Raw genomic sequence first — 19,381 nt, forward strand, 5'->3', positions numbered from 1 at the left:
AATAATTATGACTGAAGTTTTATATCAAAAAGAAACCATTGCAGCACAAGCCACAGCACCAGGTCGTGGCGGAGTTGGCATTATCAGAATATCAGGTCCAGAAGTTAAAAATGTTGCTCAGGCTATATTAGGAAGAATACCTGAAATTAGAAAAGCAGAATATTTACCTTTTAATGATGCTAACCAAAACGCCTTAGATCAAGGAATTGCCTTATATTTTAAAGCCCCACATTCTTTTACAGGAGAAGATGTACTTGAACTACAAGGACATGGCGGCCCCGTAATATTAGATATGCTGTTAAAAGAAATTTTAGCACTACCTAAAGTACGTATGGCAAAACCCGGTGAATTTAGTGAGCAGGCATTTATTAATGACAAATTAGATCTCACGCAAGCAGAGGCTATTGCAGATTTAATCAACTCTAGCTCTGAACAAGCAGCTCGATGTGCGTTGCATTCATTACAGGGTGATTTCTCAAAATTAGTCAATGAACTCGTTGAAAGTACAATTCATCTAAGAATGTATGTCGAGGCTGCTATAGATTTTCCAGAAGAAGAAATAGATTTTCTCGCTGATGCAAAAGTGGTGGGAGATCTTAAAAAAATAATCACGCAAGTAGAAAAAGTGCAGAGCCAAGCCCATCAAGGCAGTATTATTCGTGAAGGTATGCGCGTAGTTATTGCAGGACGTCCTAATGCGGGTAAATCAAGCTTGTTAAATGCTTTAAGTGGAAGAGAGGCGGCAATTGTTACGGATATTGCTGGAACGACTCGTGATGTGCTTACAGAGCAAATACACATCGATGGTATGCCATTACATATTATAGATACTGCAGGTTTACGTGAAAGTAACGATCAAGTTGAACAAATAGGCATTGAACGCGCTTGGAAAGAAATAAATCAAGCCGACAGAGTACTATTGATGGTTGATGCGACTGATCATAATAGCGAAGATCCTCAAAAATTATGGCCAGAGTTCTTTGCTCAATTACCTAAAAATATTGGTTTAAGTATTATTAAAAACAAAGCGGATATTAACGAAATGAGTACGGGATATTCGGAAGTGAATGCACTGCCTACCATTACATTATCAGCGAAAAATGGCGAAGGCATAACAGAGCTTAAAGAACACTTAAAAAGCATTATGGGTTACCAAGGAAGTACTGAAGGCGGATTTATGGCAAGAAGACGACACTTAGCCGCGCTAGAGCAAGCACATCACCATTTAATTATCGGTTTAGACCAACTTGAATCTTATGTTGCGGGGGAAATTCTTGCTGAAGAATTACGTTTATGTCAAATAGAACTCAATAAAATAACCGGTGAGTTCACCAATGACGATCTATTAACTGAGATATTTTCGTCTTTTTGTATCGGAAAATAACGCTTAATATATAAAAATAAAGGAACAAAATGAGCTCATTTCAAATCATTGTTGGTAGTATGTTAGGAGGAACTGAGTATGTTGCAGAGGCATGTGAAGAGACTTTATTAGCACTAAATCACCAAACGACTCTTCATTTACAGCCTGAGTTAGCTCAAATAATAAGCAACAATCAAACTTGGCTAATTTGTACGTCAACACATGGCGCAGGAGACTTCCCTGACAACATTCAGAAATTTGTCGAAGATCTTAGAAATAGTGCTATAGATCTATCCCCAAGTAAATTTATGATCATAGCAATAGGCGATTCAAATTATGATACTTTTTGCAAAGCGGGCTTTGATTTAAATAAACTATTAATATCAAAAGGTTCCATTGAAATTCTACCTATTAAAACCTTAGATATGAAAGAAGAAATAGATCCAGAGGATCTTGCTCAACAGTGGATAGAAAAAAATAAAGATCTTTTATAAAGATCTTACTCATAAGTTATCAACAAAACTATGCATATAAATACTGGGTTGTGGATAAGTCTGGGTAAAACCTATTAATTTCTTATTATTATTCAGTGTATAGAATTCTTATTTATTTTACTTGTGGATAACTAGCCCTTTTGATCATAGGTTTAAAGCCCTTTGATCAAAGTTTGATCACAGTGTTATGATCATACTAATAAACTGTTATATATAAAGAAAAAGTACTTATCAACAGAAAATCGCTTTACTAATAAGTAATAGTAATAAGATCTCTTTAAAGATCTTATATATTATAAGAAGGATCGCACTCAGATCTTTTTAGTGATTTGATCATTCCCCTCACCGAAAAAAAGCGCTAAAATACGTTCCCTAATTTTTGAATAGCAAATATTCATTAAAAAATATTTTAACGTTTAATCAAGGCCTGAAATTTATGTGGTATCAAGAATCTTATGACGTAATCGTAGTCGGTGGTGGTCATGCCGGAACCGAAGCATGTCTTGCAGCAGCACGCATGGGTTGTAAAACATTATTGTTAACGCATAACATCGACACCTTAGGTCAAATGTCATGTAATCCAGCTATTGGCGGTATTGGCAAGGGTCATTTAGTTAAAGAAATTGATGCCTTAGGTGGATTAATGGCAACCGCTACAGACCATGCAGCGATTCAATTTAGAACGTTGAATGCAAGTAAAGGCCCTGCAGTACGTGCAACGAGAGCACAGGCTGACCGAATATTGTATAGATCTTATGTGAGAAACTATTTAGAAAATCAAAAAAATCTCACTATTTTCCAACAACCATGTGATGATCTTATTCTAGAAAACAACAAAATTGTTGGTGTTTCAACACAAATGGGCCTTAAATTTAAAGCTAAGTCAGTAGTTTTAACCGTTGGAACATTTTTAGCTGGTCAGATACATATTGGCTTAAATAATTATCAAGGCGGTAGAGCCGGTGATCCTTCAAGTGAAAACTTAGCCAAAAACTTACGTGATATGCCATTTCGTATGGATCGTTTAAAAACCGGTACACCACCTCGCCTAGATGCAAGAAGCTTAAATTTTTCTAAAATGGAGCAACAACCAGGAGATGATCCTCGCCCGGTATTTTCATTTATGGGATCGCGAGACGATCATCCAGCACAAGTACCTTGTTACATCACACATACCAACACCAAAACTCATGACATTATCAGAGATGGCCTAGATAGATCTCCTATGTACACTGGCGTAATCGAAGGAGTTGGCCCGAGATATTGCCCTTCGATAGAAGATAAAATCACCCGTTTTGCTGATAAAGATTCACATCAAATATTTGTTGAACCTGAAGGTTTAACCACACATGAAATTTATCCTAATGGCATTTCAACCAGTTTACCTTTTGATGTACAAATGGCCTTAGTTCGATCAATTAAAGGCTTTGAAGATGCACATATCACCCGTCCAGGTTATGCCATTGAATATGACTATTTCGATCCTCGTGATTTAAAGCAAACACTTGAAAGCAAATTTGTAGAAAACTTATATTTCGCAGGCCAGATAAATGGCACTACAGGCTATGAAGAAGCAGGCGCACAAGGTCTATTAGCCGCCACTAATGCTGCTGCTCGTGTGCAGGGTAAAGAAGAACTAATTTTAGGTCGAGACGAAGCTTACATGGGCGTATTGGTCGATGACTTAGCGACATTAGGCACTAAAGAACCTTACCGTATGTTTACTTCGCGGGCAGAATATCGTTTATTATTACGTGAAGATAATGCTGATATCAGATTAACTGAGAAAGGTTATAACCTTGGGCTCGTTGATGAAAATCGTTGGAGAGCATTTAATGAAAAAATTGAAATGGTTGAACTTGAACGTCAACGATTGAAGTCGACGTGGATCCAAAAAGATCATCAAGCAGTAGATCAAATAAATTTACTACTTAAAGCTGATATAAGTCGAGAAAATAGTTTAGAAGATCTTATTCGTCGACCTGAAGTTCGTTACGACGATTTAATGAAAATTGAAGGTATGGGTCCAGCTGTTACCAACAAGCAAGCGGCAGAACAAGTTGAAATTCAAATTAAATATGCAGGTTATATTGATCGACAACTTGACGAAATATCGAAAAAGAAACGTCACGAAAACACGTTGATCCCACTTGATTTTGATTTTACTCAAATATCAGGTTTATCGAATGAAGTTGTTGCAAAATTAAGTGATTCACGCCCAGAGACTATTGGCAAGGCATCACGTATTTCTGGTATTACTCCAGCGGCAATATCTTTATTATTGGTATATCTTAAAAAACACGGCTTGTTACGTAAAATAGCTTAATTAATAATTCAAACGCGAAAAAATAAATGACACTTAAAACTGAACTGACCTCGTTAATTGATAAAAGCGAGTTAACACTCGATGAAACACAAATAGACTTATTAATTCAGTATGTTGAGTTATTAAATAAATGGAACAAGGCTTATAACTTAACGTCGGTTCGTGATACCAGTGATATGCTGGTAAAACATATTATGGACAGTTTAATGGTTGGCAAAGAATTAAAAGGTCAATCATTTATTGATGTGGGTACCGGGCCAGGATTACCTGGCATCCCATTAGCTATTTTATACCCCGAAAGAAACTTTGTGCTATTAGACAGTTTAGGGAAAAGAATTACCTTCTTACGCCAAGTTGTTTTTCAACTAAAACTTAAAAATGTAACACCGGTTTTATCAAGAGTTGAAAAATATCAACCTGAAGCACTATTTGACGGGGTCTTGAGTCGAGCATTTGCATCACTTGAAGATATGGTCAATTGGTGTCAACATCTCATTGCGGATGAAACTGGACGATTTTATGCACTAAAAGGTCAATTTCCCCGCGAAGAAATAGAACAATTGCCAGAACATATAAAGTTTGTAGACAGTAGCGAAATAATCGTGCCTAATTTGCAGGGTGAACGCCATGTTATTGAACTAAAAAAAATAATAATATAATAAATTACTTTCGAGGTTATTGTGGGAAAAATCATTGCGGTTGCTAACCAAAAAGGTGGTGTTGGTAAAACAACAACCTCTGTTAATTTAGCTGCCTCATTAGCAGCAACAAAACGAAAAATATTGCTAATCGATTTAGATCCCCAAGGCAATGCTACGATGGGCAGTGGTATTGATAAGTATGAAGTGCATGCGACTTGCTATGAATTACTTGTTGACCAAAAGCCATTCGATGAAGTGGTTTGCCGAGAAACATCAGGTTTATATGATTTAATTGCTGCTAATACCGATGTTACTGCTGCTGAAATTAAATTAATGCAAGTATATTCTCGTGAGCAACGTTTAAAAAATGCTTTAGCGCCAATACGAGACAAGTACGACTTTATTATAATCGACTGCCCTCCTTCTTTAAATATGCTAACAGTAAATGCAATGACAGCCGCTAATTCTGTTTTAGTTCCTATGCAATGTGAATATTATGCGTTAGAAGGTTTAACTGCTCTTATGGATACCGTTTCCCAGCTAACGTCTGTTGTTAATGCTGATTTGCATATAGAAGGCATTTTACGGACGATGTATGACCCTCGTAACCGATTAGCCAATGATGTGTCAGAACAATTAAAACGTCATTTTGGTGACAAAGTATACCGTACCGTTATCCCACGTAATGTTCGTTTAGCCGAAGCACCAAGTTTTGGGTCCCCTGTGATGTATTATGATAAGTCATCAACGGGCGCTAAAGCTTATTTGGCACTGGCCGGTGAAATATTACGTAAAGCAGAACAAAAAAAACAAACACTCGAAAAAACAATTGATTAACTACTTAGTTAACTCCGAAGGAAAATTATGAGTCCAGCAAAACGTAGAGGCCTAGGTCGTGGCCTTGATGCATTATTAACATCAAATAAAGAAACAGATGATGCGGCTGAAAGTAATTTATCTTCTACCCAGCAGAGTGAATTACAATATTTACCGATAGAACAATTGCAGCAAGGTAAATATCAACCTCGTAAAGATATGTCAGCAGAAGCCTTAGAAGACTTATCTAACTCTATTCTTTCTCAAGGAATAATACAGCCAATAGTTGTTCGAAATATTGGTGAAAATAATTATGAAATAATTGCCGGTGAACGCCGATGGCGTGCTGCGCAGTTAGCTAAATTAGACAGAGTACCTTGTTTAATTAAAAATGTACCTGACGAAGCAGCGATTGCTATCGCCTTGATTGAAAACATTCAACGTGAAGATCTTAATGCCATGGAAGAAGCTATTGCATTAGAACGGTTATTAACCGAGTTCGAACTAACACATCAAGAAGTGGCGAATGCGGTAGGTAAATCCAGAACAACAGTTTCTAATTTATTGCGCTTAAATAATTTAAATGATGATGTTAAAACTTTGCTTGAACATGGCGATATTGAAATGGGCCATGCCCGAGCTTTATTAGCATTAGGCGAAGACATACAAAGTAATACAGCAAGAATAGTGGTTGCTAAAGATCTTACTGTACGTGAAACAGAAGCACTGATTAAAAAAATACAAGCACCAGAAAAAGTGGTTGAAGACAAAGTCAAAGACCCAGATACTAAAAGTTTAGAACAAAAATTATCAGAAAAACTTGGCTCTCAAGTCACTATTGCTCACAATAAAAAAGGCAAGGGTAAGTTAGTTATCTCCTACAGCGACCTGTCTGAACTTGATGGTATTGTTTCTCGTTTCAACTCTTATTAGTTTATGCACATGTTATATTTAAGGCAGTTAAGCGGTGATAAAGCAAAATAGTGTTTATGCCCTATTAATCCACTATGAAAATAAGATTTATTTAGCTATTTCATCTTTAGTTTTGTCATTCAATGGTAAAGTTTTCATTTTCGATTAAACCTTTCTAAATTTAGTGTTACATTTTGTACGTATTGTAGGCAATGAGCGCCCTATTTTGTTGCATTAGTGCTGTAATTAAGTATACTTGCGACGGCTTTTTTAAAGTTAAAGTATTAACTTTAAAAAACACTAGACTACGGAGTATAGCGTTGGAGACAGCAGTGGCGAAAGGTTATCAAAATTTATTAACTACGCCTGGTCGAAAATTAGCGTCGAGACAAATCAGTATAATAACTATATTGGTTGTCATATGCGCTGTAATTACATATTTCAATTGGGGACTATTATACGCTTACTCTTTATTTTTAGGTGGTGTAGTGGTGATAGTTCCTAATATTATTTTCGCTTATAAAGCATTTAGATATGCAGGTGCAAGCGCTTCAAGAAAGGTTATGGAATCTTTTTATAGTGGCGTAAAATTAAAAATGCTATATACCGCGTTATTATTCGCGCTAGTATTTAAGTTTTTAGTGATTTCACCCTTAATATTTTTAAGCACATATTGTGTGGTAGTGTTTTTAACATTACTACTGCCAGTTTTTTTAACAGAACGTTAATTCACTGGCGATAAAGATTTATAAACTTTAACTTTTGGGATAATAAAATGGCAGAAGAAGTCACCTTATCAAGCCATATCCAACACCATTTAACTAATGCAAAAATGTGTACAACCGATACTGGTTTAGCATTTAATAAAGCATGTAGTGACAGTGGGTTTTGGACATGGCATATAGATACACTAGCATGGTCAATTGGCCTAGGTATGTTGTTTTTGTGGACTTTTCGCAGAGCTGCTAAAGGAGCTACCGTAGGTGTTCCTGATAAATTTCAATGTTTTATTGAAATGGTTGTCGAGTTTGTCGGTGACAACGTTAATAAAACCTTTCAAGGAAAAAGTACATTAATTGCACCATTAGCCTTAACGATATTTGTTTGGGTCTTTTTAATGAACTTAATGGACTTAATTCCTGTTGATTTCTTACCTGCATTTGCTGGTTTTGTTGGTGAAACTGCTTTTGGTATGGATAGTCACGATGTCTATATGAAAGTTGTACCAACAACAGATATTAATTTAACAGCTGCACTAGCACTTGGTGTGTTTTTATTGATGATTTTTTATTCAATAAAAATAAAAGGTCTTGGCGGCTTTGTTAAAGAATTAACCTTGCACCCGTTCAACACCAAAAACAAGTTAGCGATGGTATTTTTGATCCCTTGTAATTTATTACTTGAAACCATTGCTCTTGTTGCTAAGCCATTTTCGTTAGCACTACGTTTGTTTGGTAACTTATATGCAGGTGAATTAATATTCATCTTAATTGGCGCTGTTGGTTTGATGCAGCTTCCATTGCACTTTGTCTGGGCTGTATTCCATATATTAGTTATCGTATTGCAAGCATTCGTCTTTATGATGCTAACAATCGTTTACTTAAGTATGGCGAGTTCTGATAATCATTAATTTTTAACCTTTAACCTTAACTTTAACTTTAACTTTAACTTTACAATTAAAACTTTGGAGAAAAAAATGGAACAAATATTAACAATGCCTGAAGCGATTAAGTTTATCGCAGTTGCTTTACTAATCGGTTTTGGTGCTATTGGTACTGCAATTGGCTTTGGTAACATGGGTGGTAAATTCTTGGAAGCGTGTGCACGTCAACCAGAACTAGCTCCTTCACTACAAGTGAAAATGTTTATTTTAGCTGGTTTAATCGATGCCGTTGCTATGATCGGTGTTGGTATCGCGATGGTATTATTGTTTGTACTTTAATTTCATTATTTGAACAGCTTACTATTAAGGAGGAGCGGTTGTGAATTTAAACGCCACTCTAATTGGTGAATTAATAGCATTCGTTGTTTTTGTTTGGTTCTGCATGAAATATGTATGGCCACCATTGAACGATGCTATTGAAGCTCGCCAGAAAAAGATCGCTGATGGACTTGCTGCTTCAGACCGTGCTGCAAATGATCTTGAGCTTGCTCAAGAAAAAGCTACTGCTCAACTTAGAGAAGCTAAGTCACAAGCTGCCGAAATTATCGAAGCAGCGAAAAAACGTGAAACGCAAATAGTTGAAGAAGCTGCAGTAAAAGCTCAAGCTGAGAAAGAAAAAATCTTAGCTACAGGTCACACAGAAATCGAAACTGAACGTAACCGTGTTAAAGAAGAATTGCGCAAACAATTTGCTATTCTTGCTGTCGCCGGTGCCGAGAAGATTCTTGAACGTTCTATTGATGCCGCCACACATAGTGACATCTTAGATAAATTCGTCGCTGAACTTTAAGAGGGAATAGAGCTATGTCTGAATTGACAACTGTCGCTCGTCCTTACGCTAAAGCAGCGTTCGATTTTGCTGTTGAAGCAAAGGCTATTGATAGCTGGTTATCACAGCTGACCTTTGCTGCTGAAGTTGCCAAAGATGAAACCATTAAAGGGGTTCTTTCTGGTGGTGCTTCAGTCGAGCAGGCACAAGCACTTTTTTTAAGTGTTTGTGGCGAGCAAATAGACAGTCAAGGCCAAAATTTCTTGAAAATAATGGCAGAAAACGAACGCTTGTTGGTGCTACCACATGTTTTGACGCAATTTTTAGCACTTAAAGCTGAATTTGAGCAAGAAGTTACTGTGGATGTAACCTCAGCTGTAGAAATTACAGCAGAGCAAAAAACAACACTTAGCGCCGCGCTTGTAAAGCGTCTGGCTCGAAAAGTAAAGCTTAATTGTATTGTCGATGCGACTATTATTTCAGGTTTAATTATTAAAGCTGATGACATGGTAATTGATGGCTCTATACAAGGTAAATTGAGCCGTTTAGCAACAATTTTACAATCCTAGAATAAGGGAAAAGAGCATGCAACTGAATTCCACTGAAATCGCCGAACTGATCAAAAATCGTATTGAACAGTTTGACGTTGTCAGCGAAGCTCGCAACGAAGGTACTATCGTTTCTGTAACTGATGGTATTATTCGTATACATGGCCTTGCTGATGTAATGCAAGGTGAAATGATCGAACTTCCTGGTAGCCGTTTTGCTATCGCGTTAAACCTTGACCGTGATTCGGTCGGTGCGGTAGTTATGGGTCCATACGCTGACTTAGCTGAAGGCGTAAAAGTTAAAAGTACTGGTCGTATTTTAGAAGTACCAGTAGGTCGTGGTTTATTAGGTCGAGTGGTTAACACTTTGGGTGAGCCTATTGACGGTAAAGGACCTATTGAAAATGATGGTTTTTCTCCTGTTGAAGTTTTAGCACCAGGTGTTATCGAACGTAAATCTGTTGATCAACCTGTACAAACAGGTATTAAATCAATTGATTCAATGATTCCAATTGGCCGTGGCCAACGTGAACTTATCATTGGTGACCGTCAAATTGGTAAGTCTGCCATCGCTTTAGATGCCATTATTAACCAAAAAGATACTGGTATTAAGTGTGTATACGTAGCAATAGGCCAAAAGGCTTCTACAGTTGCTAACTTAGTACGTTCTTTAGAAGAACACGGCGCGTTAGACAACACTATCGTTGTTGTTGCTGGTGCTTCTGAAGCTGCCGCACTACAGTACTTGTCAGCATATTCTGGCTGTACTATGGGTGAATACTTCCGAGATCGTGGTGAAGATGCATTAATCGTATATGATGATTTGTCGAAGCAAGCTGTTGCTTACCGTCAAATTTCATTACTTTTACGTCGTCCACCAGGTCGTGAAGCTTACCCAGGTGATGTTTTCTATCTTCACAGTCGTTTACTTGAACGTGCTGCTCGTGTAAACGAAGCATACGTAGAAAAGTTCACCAACGGTGCAGTTAAAGGTAAAACGGGTTCATTAACGGCTTTACCTATCATTGAAACGCAAGCCGGTGATGTATCTGCATTCGTACCAACTAACGTAATATCAATTACCGATGGTCAGATTTTCTTAGAGTCTAACCTATTTAACTCAGGTATTCGTCCTGCTGTTAACGCTGGTATTTCTGTTTCTCGTGTTGGTGGTGCTGCGCAAACTAAGATCATCAAGAAGTTAGGTGGTGGTATACGTTTAGCCTTAGCACAATATGCTGAATTGGCTGCATTTGCTCAGTTTGCTTCAGATTTAGATGACGCGACTCGTGCTCAATTAGAGCATGGACAACGTGTTACTGAACTGATGAAGCAAAAGCAATACAGTCCATTGTCAATTGCTGAAACAGCCGTATCGTTATTTGCTGCAGAAAAAGGTTACTTGAACGATGTTGAAATCGCTAAAGTGGTTGATTTTGAAGATGCATTACGCACTTACGTAAACAATGATCACGCTGAGTTGATGGCTACTATCAATGAAAAAGGCGACTATAACAAAGATATCGAGTCTGGTTTAGCGAAAGCGATTGAAGCTTTTAAAGCTACTCAAACTTGGTAATTTAGTTCACCTTTTTGGAGAATAGTCATGGCTGGTGGTAAAGAGATTAAATCAAAGATCGGAAGTGTAAAAAATACACAGAAGATCACCAGCGCAATGGAAATGGTTGCAGCTAGTAAAATGCGCAAAGCGCAAGATAACATGGCTGCATCTCGTCCATACGCTGAGAATATGCGAGATGTGATCGGTCGCGTCGCACTTGGTAATTTAGAATTTCGTCATCCATATATGGTTGAACGTGAAGTCAAGCGTGTAGGTTATATCGTTGTCTCAACAGACCGTGGTTTGTGTGGTGGTTTAAATATTAATTTATTTAAAAAGGTACTTGTTGATGCGGGTACACACCAAACAGCGGGCGCCGATGTTGAATTTGCCATAGTGGGTTCTAAAGCTACGTCATTTTTTAACAATATCGGTGCTAAAATAGTGTCGCAAAAGTCTGGATTAGGTGACAATCCTTCACTAACTGATTTAATTGGTAGTGTTAAGGTGATGTTGAATGCCTATGATAGTGGTGAAATAGATAGATTGTTCATTGTATATAACAAATTTGTTAATACCATGACGCAAAAACCAACAATCGATCAACTTTTACCTTTGCCTAAGTCAGATGATGACGCATTTAAGCATAGCTGGGATTATCTATACGAACCTGATGCTCAAGTTTTACTTGAAAAACTGCTCGTTCGTTATACGGAATCGCAAGTATATCAAGGTGTGGTTGAAAATCTCGCCTGTGAACAAGCTGCTCGTATGGTTGCAATGAAAGCTGCAACAGATAATGCGGGTGACTTAATTGATGATTTACAATTGGTATATAACAAAGCGCGTCAAGCAAGTATTACTCAAGAATTGGGTGAAATCTGTGCTGGTGCAGCAGCGGTATAAACAAAAGTTCTTTGTTTATTTTATTAGTAAATAAGAGCACAAGATTAGAGGATTAAACATGAGTACAGGTAAAGTCGTCCAAATCATTGGCGCAGTTGTGGATGTTGAATTTCCACAAAATGCTGTACCTCAGGTATATGACGCGTTAAAAATAACTGAAGGTAACCTTAGTGGCTTAGTACTTGAAGTACAACAGCAACTTGGTGGTGGCGTAGTTCGTACTATCGCCATGGGTTCATCTGACGGTTTACGTCGTGGTCTGAATGTAGAAAACACAGGTGATAACATCCAAGTTCCAGTAGGTACTGCAACTTTGGGTCGCATCATGAACGTATTGGGTGAGCCTATCGATGAAGCTGGCCCAATCGGCGAAGAAGAAAAGTGGTCTATTCACCGCCAAGCGCCAGCATATGCTGACCAAGCAATGTCAAATGAGCTACTTGAAACTGGTATCAAAGTAATCGATTTAGTTTGTCCATTCGCTAAGGGTGGTAAAGTTGGTTTGTTCGGTGGTGCTGGTGTTGGTAAAACCGTTAACATGATGGAACTTATTCGTAACATCGCGATTGAGCATAGCGGCTACTCAGTATTTGCTGGTGTAGGTGAGCGTACTCGTGAAGGTAACGATTTCTATCATGAAATGAACGATTCAAATGTACTTGATAAAGTATCACTTGTTTACGGTCAAATGAACGAGCCTCCAGGAAACCGTTTACGTGTTGCCTTTACAGGTTTAACAATGGCAGAGAAATTCCGTGACGAAGGTCGTGACGTATTATTCTTTGTTGATAACATTTACCGTTATACATTAGCCGGTACTGAAGTATCTGCACTTCTTGGTCGTATGCCATCAGCGGTTGGTTATCAACCAACACTTGCTGAAGAAATGGGTGTACTTCAAGAGCGTATTACTTCAACTAAGAAAGGTTCAATCACTTCAATCCAAGCGGTATACGTACCAGCAGATGATTTGACTGATCCTTCTCCAGCTACTACTTTTGCTCACTTAGATGCAACGGTTGTATTGAGTCGTGATATCGCTTCGCAAGGTATTTACCCTGCAATTGACCCACTAGATTCTACTTCTCGTCAACTTGATCCATTAGTTGTTGGCGCTGAGCATTATGAAACTGCCCGTGGTGTTCAATCAACATTACAACGTTACAAAGAACTTAAAGATATTATCGCCATCTTAGGTATGGATGAATTATCTGAAGAAGACAAATTAGCTGTGAATCGTGCACGTAAGATTCAACGCTTTTTATCTCAACCGTTCTTTGTTGCTGAAGTATTCACCGGTTCTCCTGGTAAGTATGTGTCACTTAAAAACACTATCAGTGGTTTTAAAGGCTTACTTGCAGGTGAATACGATGATTTACCTGAGCAAGCTTTTTATATGGTTGGTTCTATCGAAGAAGCAGTTGAAAAAGCTAAAAACATGTAATTTGCTTGGGCGTGTTAGTTTAACGTAAGTCATCGACTTATTAACGAACTAACCGCCTACTTTAGGAGGTCAAAATGTCAGCAATGACGGTAAATCTAAATGTAGTAAGTGCAGAAGAGAATTTATTCTCTGGACGTATTGAATCATTACAGATCACAGGTTCAGAAGGTGAACTAGGTATTATGCCTGGTCACGCACCTTTATTGACCTCGCTAAAACCTGGTATGGCTCGTATTGTTAAATATGGTGGTTCAGTAGAAGTTATATATCTTTCTGGCGGCATGTTAGAAGTTCAACCAAATAACGTAACAGTATTAGCTGATATAGCGATACGTGCAGACGATTTGGATGAAAAAGAAGTATTAGAAGCTAAGCAACGTGCAGAAAAACACATGAACGCCCATGGCGGAGATGTTGGTTTTGCTGAAGTTGCGGCTGAATTAGCGCGAGTAACTGCGCAGTTACGCGTAATACAAGCGTCTAATAAGAAAGTCTAACTTTACAGACAAAGCACTAAGTTTTAGTGATTAAAAAAGCGACCATTGGTCGCTTTTTTTATGACTAAAAATTACGATTAAAATTTATTATCACAAGCAATTCTTAATTCAGAAAAATAAGGAGTAGTGGAACCAGTACTGTAATAACTACCACTACAAAATCGGGTTGACTCGCCTACTATTGAATTACTATTCGCTGATTGAAAATAAACACGTTCAACATAATGACTAGGCGAATAAGCTGCAAAGGTTGTTGCTGTAAAAATTGTAGCCGCGGCTGCTATAATCAATTTAGATACTTTCATTTTAATTCCTTTCTTATAAGTTGATTTAAAAAGACAAATATAAATAATTTATTTGCCTGAGTTAACGCTTACTTAACTTATATATATTTATTCCATATGTAAATATATATATTGCTTTATGTAAATAAATTGTAAATTATATTTATCGGGTAAGATGGCGACAAATACAATATGTTAATTTACAAGTCACGATTATTCGTTTTCATCTCATTGTCGCTATAGGCGCTAACTTTAAAAAGAATAATTTATCAGTGTGTTAGGCGTTTTAAACAAAAAGGTATTTCGGTCAATACCTATAGTTAATGTGATAAAACAAGGTTACAATATTTACACTTAACTAAAAAAAACCATATATAACGGATAATTTATGTCTCTTTCAGTTGTCATTCTTGCCGCGGGTAAAGGTACTCGCATGCGTTCATCACTCCCTAAAGTTCTCCATAAAGTTGCTGATAAGCCAATGGTCAGCCATGTCATCGATGCAGCACGCCAGCTTAATGCTGAAAATATTTATATTGTTTATGGTTTCGGCGGTGAAGTATTAAAAGCAACAATAACTGATAATAGTAAAAGTGATGATTTAACTTTTATTGAGCAAAAAGAGCAGTTAGGTACCGGGCATGCTGTAGATATGGCCTCTCCTTTTATTAAGGATGATGAAAATGTATTGGTACTATATGGTGATGTGCCACTAACCAAAGTGAGCACGTTACAAAACTTATTAGCGGCTAAGCCAGAGAGTGGTATGGGCCTGTTAACGGTGAACTTAGCTAATCCAAATGGATATGGCCGAATTGTTCGTAAAGAAAACTCTGTCGTGGGTATTATTGAACAAAAGGATGCGTCGCCAGAACAGTTATTAATTACAGAGGCTAATACGGGGATTCTATTAGCAAATGGCGGTGATTTAAAACGCTGGCTAGCAAACCTGTCAAGTGATAATGCACAAGGTGAGTATTACCTAACTGATATTATTGCCGCTTGTCATAAAGAAGGAAAACCTATCGCGACCGCTCACCCTGAAACAGAAGTTGAAGTAGAAGGCGCTAATAATCGTGTACAGTTAGCCTCTTTAGAAAGAGCCTTTCAGTTACGTGAAGCTGAAGCGTTAATGATAGCGGGTGCAAGTTTACGAGATCCAAACCGAATTGATATTCGCGGAAAAATTGTTATTGGTCAAGAAGTGCACATAGATATTAATTGTATTTTTGAAGGTGAAGTTATTTTAGCTAATGGTGTTCAAGTAGGTGCAAACTGTATTTTAAAAGACTGCACAATTGGTGAAAATACCATTGTTAAACCTAATAGTATTATAGAACAAGCTGTTGTTGGCGATGATTGCTCGGTAGGACCGTTTGCTAGACTTCGTCCTGGGACGACAATGAATCGAAATTCTCACGTGGGTAATTTTGTTGAAATGAAAAAAACAACATTAGGAGAAGGCAGTAAAGCGGGTCACTTAACTTACTTAGGTGATACCACAATAGGCCAAAATGTTAATATTGGCGCTGGAACCATTACGTGTAATTACGATGGTGTTAATAAGTTTCAAACCCAAATTGATGATGGTGCCTTTATCGGCTCAAATAGCTCCTTAGTCGCCCCTGTATTTATTGGGGTTAACGCGACAGTTGGCGCAGGTTCGGTTATAGCCAAAGATGTAGAAGCTGACGAATTAGCGGTAGCTAGAGGTAAACAACGTAATATATCAACGTGGAAAAGACCAACAAAACAAACATAGATTATTCCGTTACCAAAAGAAAGAGGCGCTTATCGTGCCTCTTTTTGCTTTTTATCTATTATAAACTGAATATGAATCTTCGTAGTAATCTAATAAATAAGTAAATTAAAGCTGTGATGGAATATAGCAGAAACGATCAATAGTTATATTTACCGAATAAAAAGATAACAAAAACTTCATTTTTACCACAGAAATAAATAATTATTGCCATAAATGTATACTTTTGTTCTAATAGCTTAAGTTACTAAACGAAACTTATTATGTAAGATAAGTGTCGAAACAAAAGATAACCCTAATTGTATGTCAAAAAGAAATACCCAACAGCGTCGCCACAGTATTATCTCTGAGCTTAATGAGCATGGAGAAGTAAGTGTTGATAGCCTTGCAAAAAAATTTGCAACTTCAGAAGTTACTATTAGAAAGGATCTAGCAGCCTTAGAAAATAGCGGTTTATTGCTTAGGCGATACGGTGGAGCTGTGCCTTTACCTCGAGATATTATTGAGCATAAATCAGATAAAGTTTCGAAACGAAAGGTTTCAATTGCGAGCAAAGCGGCAACATTGATTCGAGATCATAACCGCATAATTATCGACAGCGGCAGTACGACTTCAGCCTTAGTTAAAGAACTTAATAGCAAACAAGGGTTGATTGTTATGACCAACTCTTTAGCAATAGCTTCTGATCTGCATGCACTTGAAAACGAACCGACATTATTGATGACCGGTGGTACTTGGGATACACACTCAGAATCTTTTCAAGGACAGGTAGCTGAAAGTGTTCTTAGATCATACGACTTTGATCAACTCTTTATCGGCGCTGATGGCATTGATATAGAACGTGGTACTACCACCTTTAATGAGCTACTAGGACTAAGCCGAGTCATGGCCGATGTTTCTCGTGAAGTTATCGTACTTGTAGAATCAGAAAAAATTAATCGAAAAATACCTAACGTCGAAATTCCATGGAAAAATATAGACATACTGATCACTGATGCAGATTTGTCTGATGAATTAAAAGCCAAACTATTAGAACAAGACGTTAATTTACTTATTGCAAAATAAAGGAAGAACTTATGTGTGGGATCGTAGGTGCTGTAGCACAACGTGATGTAGCAGATATATTAGTAGAAGGGTTAAAACGCTTAGAATATCGCGGTTATGACTCTGCAGGTGTTGCTATTATTGATGATAATAATCAATTAAATAGAGTACGTCGCTTAGGAAAGGTACAAGAGCTAGCTGACGCTTTATCGTTATCTCCTTTATCTGGTGGAACAGGCATCGCTCATACTCGCTGGGCTACTCATGGAGCACCAAGCGAAGTAAACGCTCACCCACATATTTCTAGTGATAATATTGCAGTGGTACATAATGGTATCATTGAAAATCATCAAGAACTTAGAACTCGACTGCAAGGAATGGGCTACGAATTTGTTTCAGAAACAGATACCGAAGTTATTGCACATTTAGTGCATCTCGAACTTAAAACATCTGCAACCTTGCTTGAAGCCGTACAAAAAACGGTGAAACAACTTGATGGCGCTTATGGAACCGTTGTGCTTGATACAGCAGATAAAAGCCGAGTAATTGTTGCTCGCTCTGGTAGTCCTCTGGTGATTGGCTATGGCGTTGGTGAAAATTTTATTGCTTCAGATATGATGGCTCTTTTACCAGTTACCCGTAAATTCTCGTTTCTTGAAGAAGGCGATGTTGCTGAAGTAACACGTTTTGAAGTCAATGTATTCGATCTCAATGGTGCTCCAGTAGAGCGAGAAGCAAAAGAACAAGACATCAGTCAAGAAAGTGGTGATAAAGGTGAATACCGTCACTACATGTTAAAAGAAACGTATGAACAACCCACCGCTATTCGTAATACCTTAGAAGGTCGCTTATCAGGCAATGTGCTTGATATGAACACTTTCGGTGAAGGTGCTGATGAGATATTTAAAAGTATCGAACATGTACAAATTATTGCTTGTGGCACCAGTTATCATTCAGGCATGGTGGCACGATATTGGTTAGAGTCATTAGCGGGTGTTTCTTGTAATATCGAAATTGCCAGTGAATTTCGATACCGTAAATCACATGTACCAAAAAATGCCCTGATTGTAACTATTTCTCAATCAGGTGAAACTGCAGATACATTAGCGGCTTTACGTTTAGCTAAAGAGTTAGGTTATAAAGCAAGCTTAGTGATTTGTAATGTGGCGGGTTCATCTCTGGTGCGTGAATCTGACTTAGCCTTCATGACCAAAGCAGGTGTTGAAATCGGTGTTGCTTCAACCAAAGCCTTTACCACACAATTAGTTGGCTTATTGATGATGACCTTAGCCATAGGTAAGCATCATGGTATGAGCGAGCAACTTCAAAACGAAATAGCACAATCGCTAATGTCTCTACCGAGCAAATTAGAAGAAGTATTAGCGCTTGCAAGCTCAATTGAAGAGTTAGCAGAAGATTTTGCTGATAAACACAATGCCCTATTTTTAGGCCGAGGTGATCAATACCCTATCGCAATGGAAGGTGCACTGAAGTTAAAAGAAATCTCGTACATTCATGCTGAAGCCTATGCCGCAGGTGAACTAAAGCATGGACCATTAGCGCTAATCGATGCTGATATGCCGGTGATAGTGGTTGCACCAAAAAATGATTTAATCGAAAAACTTAAATCAAATGTAGAAGAAGTTCGTGCGCGCGGTGGCTTAATGTATGTATTTGCCGATAGTGAAGCAAATTTTGCCAGTGATGAAACAATGAAAGTTATTAATGTGCCAGTATGTGATGATTTAATTGCCCCTATTGTGTATACCTTACCACTACAATTACTTTCATATTATGTTGCCATTATAAAAGGTACTGATGTTGATCAGCCGCGTAATCTAGCAAAATCAGTTACGGTTGAATAATTAGGTTTAATGTAAACAATTTTTACTCAGTCTGTTATTTATAAACGCCACTAATCTTAGTGGCGTTTTTTATATTTGGCATAAATAAACAGTTAACAATCAAAATTAAAAAGTTTTATATTTTAAATATTCAGGGTGCAAAGTTAAGTAATCACACCAAGTACTGAAATTATGATATTCAAAACGTTTATCATTGGTGGTGTACCATTTTGATTCCCGAAGAGCGAGTAAGCGAAATTTTATTTTAAAGCCATCAATAGCAACATAACATGCAAGGCTTTCAGTGGTGTTGTTTTTTATTTTTACCTGAGCAAAGCCTTCTAAACTACGACCATAAAAAGTTTTTGTTTTTGGTTTTGCTTGGACAATATTTGTGATTAACAATATAAATACACTTAGAAATAGGGTGATGAGTAAATTTTTCATTATTTTCATTATTTTCATTAAAATATGAGGAAAGCATTAGCTAATTGATATTCTTTGTAAAAG

Annotated in this window: 20 protein-coding genes; 18 read left to right on the forward strand and 2 right to left on the reverse strand. The window is 37.5% G+C overall.

Translation table 11 applies throughout. The annotated features are described in order from the left end of the window. Positions 1 to 7 precede the first annotated feature (7 nt). The 15 genes from mnmE (at position 8) to H4J39_RS06160 (ending at position 13,940) form a co-directional block, all read left to right on the forward strand. Entirely contained in the window at positions 8 to 1,384 is a 1,377-nt protein-coding gene (mnmE, locus tag H4J39_RS06090; RefSeq protein ID WP_182226527.1) for a tRNA uridine-5-carboxymethylaminomethyl(34) synthesis GTPase MnmE, read from the forward strand. 29 nt (positions 1,385 to 1,413) lie between these two features. Then, complete coding sequence (locus tag H4J39_RS06095) at positions 1,414 to 1,857, forward strand: flavodoxin domain-containing protein (protein WP_182226529.1); 444 nt, start codon at positions 1,414 to 1,416, stop codon at positions 1,855 to 1,857. A gap of 436 nt (positions 1,858 to 2,293) precedes the next feature. Then, positions 2,294 to 4,183, forward strand: a complete 1,890-nt coding sequence (gene mnmG / locus H4J39_RS06100; protein WP_182226531.1) for a tRNA uridine-5-carboxymethylaminomethyl(34) synthesis enzyme MnmG — start codon at positions 2,294 to 2,296, stop codon at positions 4,181 to 4,183. Between the two features lie 26 nt (positions 4,184 to 4,209). Beyond that, complete coding sequence (gene rsmG / locus H4J39_RS06105; protein ID WP_182226533.1) at positions 4,210 to 4,842, forward strand: 16S rRNA (guanine(527)-N(7))-methyltransferase RsmG; 633 nt, start codon at positions 4,210 to 4,212, stop codon at positions 4,840 to 4,842. 21 nt (positions 4,843 to 4,863) lie between these two features. After that, complete coding sequence (locus tag H4J39_RS06110) at positions 4,864 to 5,661, forward strand: ParA family protein (protein ID WP_182226535.1); 798 nt, start codon at positions 4,864 to 4,866, stop codon at positions 5,659 to 5,661. 27 nt (positions 5,662 to 5,688) lie between these two features. Next, positions 5,689 to 6,573, forward strand: a complete 885-nt coding sequence (locus tag H4J39_RS06115; protein WP_182226537.1) for a ParB/RepB/Spo0J family partition protein — start codon at positions 5,689 to 5,691, stop codon at positions 6,571 to 6,573. Between the two features lie 299 nt (positions 6,574 to 6,872). Further along, positions 6,873 to 7,280, forward strand: coding sequence for an ATP synthase subunit I (locus H4J39_RS06120; RefSeq protein ID WP_259368769.1), 408 nt, complete (start codon positions 6,873 to 6,875; stop codon positions 7,278 to 7,280). Between the two features lie 47 nt (positions 7,281 to 7,327). Then, entirely contained in the window at positions 7,328 to 8,182 is an 855-nt protein-coding gene (gene atpB / locus H4J39_RS06125; RefSeq protein ID WP_182226541.1) for a F0F1 ATP synthase subunit A, read from the forward strand. An 84-nt stretch (positions 8,183 to 8,266) separates the two neighbouring features. Then, the gene (atpE, locus tag H4J39_RS06130; protein ID WP_086745850.1) at positions 8,267 to 8,494 is read left to right on the forward strand and encodes a F0F1 ATP synthase subunit C; all 228 of its coding nucleotides are present in this window, start codon (positions 8,267 to 8,269) and stop codon (positions 8,492 to 8,494) included. A 40-nt stretch (positions 8,495 to 8,534) separates the two neighbouring features. After that, positions 8,535 to 9,005, forward strand: a complete 471-nt coding sequence (gene atpF, locus H4J39_RS06135) for a F0F1 ATP synthase subunit B (RefSeq protein ID WP_070375308.1) — start codon at positions 8,535 to 8,537, stop codon at positions 9,003 to 9,005. Between the two features lie 14 nt (positions 9,006 to 9,019). Then, positions 9,020 to 9,553, forward strand: a complete 534-nt coding sequence (atpH, locus tag H4J39_RS06140) for a F0F1 ATP synthase subunit delta (protein WP_070375309.1) — start codon at positions 9,020 to 9,022, stop codon at positions 9,551 to 9,553. 16 nt (positions 9,554 to 9,569) lie between these two features. Next, the gene (gene atpA, locus H4J39_RS06145) at positions 9,570 to 11,111 is read left to right on the forward strand and encodes a F0F1 ATP synthase subunit alpha (protein WP_070375310.1); all 1,542 of its coding nucleotides are present in this window, start codon (positions 9,570 to 9,572) and stop codon (positions 11,109 to 11,111) included. 27 nt (positions 11,112 to 11,138) lie between these two features. After that, positions 11,139 to 11,999: a F0F1 ATP synthase subunit gamma gene (gene atpG, locus H4J39_RS06150; RefSeq protein WP_070375311.1), complete on the forward strand. Its 861-nt coding sequence runs from the start codon at positions 11,139 to 11,141 to the stop codon at positions 11,997 to 11,999. Positions 12,000 to 12,057: 58 nt separating this feature from the next. Beyond that, complete coding sequence (gene atpD, locus H4J39_RS06155; protein WP_182217848.1) at positions 12,058 to 13,443, forward strand: F0F1 ATP synthase subunit beta; 1,386 nt, start codon at positions 12,058 to 12,060, stop codon at positions 13,441 to 13,443. Between the two features lie 74 nt (positions 13,444 to 13,517). Next, entirely contained in the window at positions 13,518 to 13,940 is a 423-nt protein-coding gene (locus H4J39_RS06160) for a F0F1 ATP synthase subunit epsilon (protein WP_182226543.1), read from the forward strand. Positions 13,941 to 14,017: 77 nt separating this feature from the next. Here the strand turns inward: H4J39_RS06160 and H4J39_RS06165 are convergent, their stop codons facing one another. Further along, positions 14,018 to 14,245 carry a hypothetical protein gene (locus H4J39_RS06165; RefSeq protein WP_182226545.1) on the reverse strand — a complete coding sequence of 76 codons (228 nt, stop codon included), beginning with the start codon at positions 14,243 to 14,245 and terminating at the stop codon, positions 14,018 to 14,020. 367 nt (positions 14,246 to 14,612) lie between these two features. Between H4J39_RS06165 and glmU the strand changes: the two genes are divergently transcribed. From glmU to glmS, 3 genes are all read left to right on the forward strand, one after another. Beyond that, positions 14,613 to 15,986, forward strand: a complete 1,374-nt coding sequence (gene glmU, locus H4J39_RS06170; RefSeq protein WP_182226547.1) for a bifunctional UDP-N-acetylglucosamine diphosphorylase/glucosamine-1-phosphate N-acetyltransferase GlmU — start codon at positions 14,613 to 14,615, stop codon at positions 15,984 to 15,986. A 300-nt stretch (positions 15,987 to 16,286) separates the two neighbouring features. Continuing rightward, positions 16,287 to 17,048, forward strand: coding sequence for a DeoR/GlpR family DNA-binding transcription regulator (locus tag H4J39_RS06175; protein WP_182226549.1), 762 nt, complete (start codon positions 16,287 to 16,289; stop codon positions 17,046 to 17,048). 11 nt (positions 17,049 to 17,059) lie between these two features. Then, complete coding sequence (gene glmS / locus H4J39_RS06180) at positions 17,060 to 18,892, forward strand: glutamine--fructose-6-phosphate transaminase (isomerizing) (RefSeq protein WP_182226551.1); 1,833 nt, start codon at positions 17,060 to 17,062, stop codon at positions 18,890 to 18,892. Between the two features lie 105 nt (positions 18,893 to 18,997). Here glmS and H4J39_RS06185 read toward each other — a convergent pair whose 3' ends face one another. Beyond that, the gene (locus H4J39_RS06185; protein ID WP_182226553.1) at positions 18,998 to 19,318 is read right to left on the reverse strand and encodes a hypothetical protein; all 321 of its coding nucleotides are present in this window, start codon (positions 19,316 to 19,318) and stop codon (positions 18,998 to 19,000) included. Positions 19,319 to 19,381: the final 63 nt, after the last annotated feature.

Source organism: Colwellia sp. Bg11-12 (assembly GCF_014076955.1).
In the GTDB taxonomy this organism is placed as follows: Bacteria; Pseudomonadota; Gammaproteobacteria; order Enterobacterales; family Alteromonadaceae; genus Colwellia_A.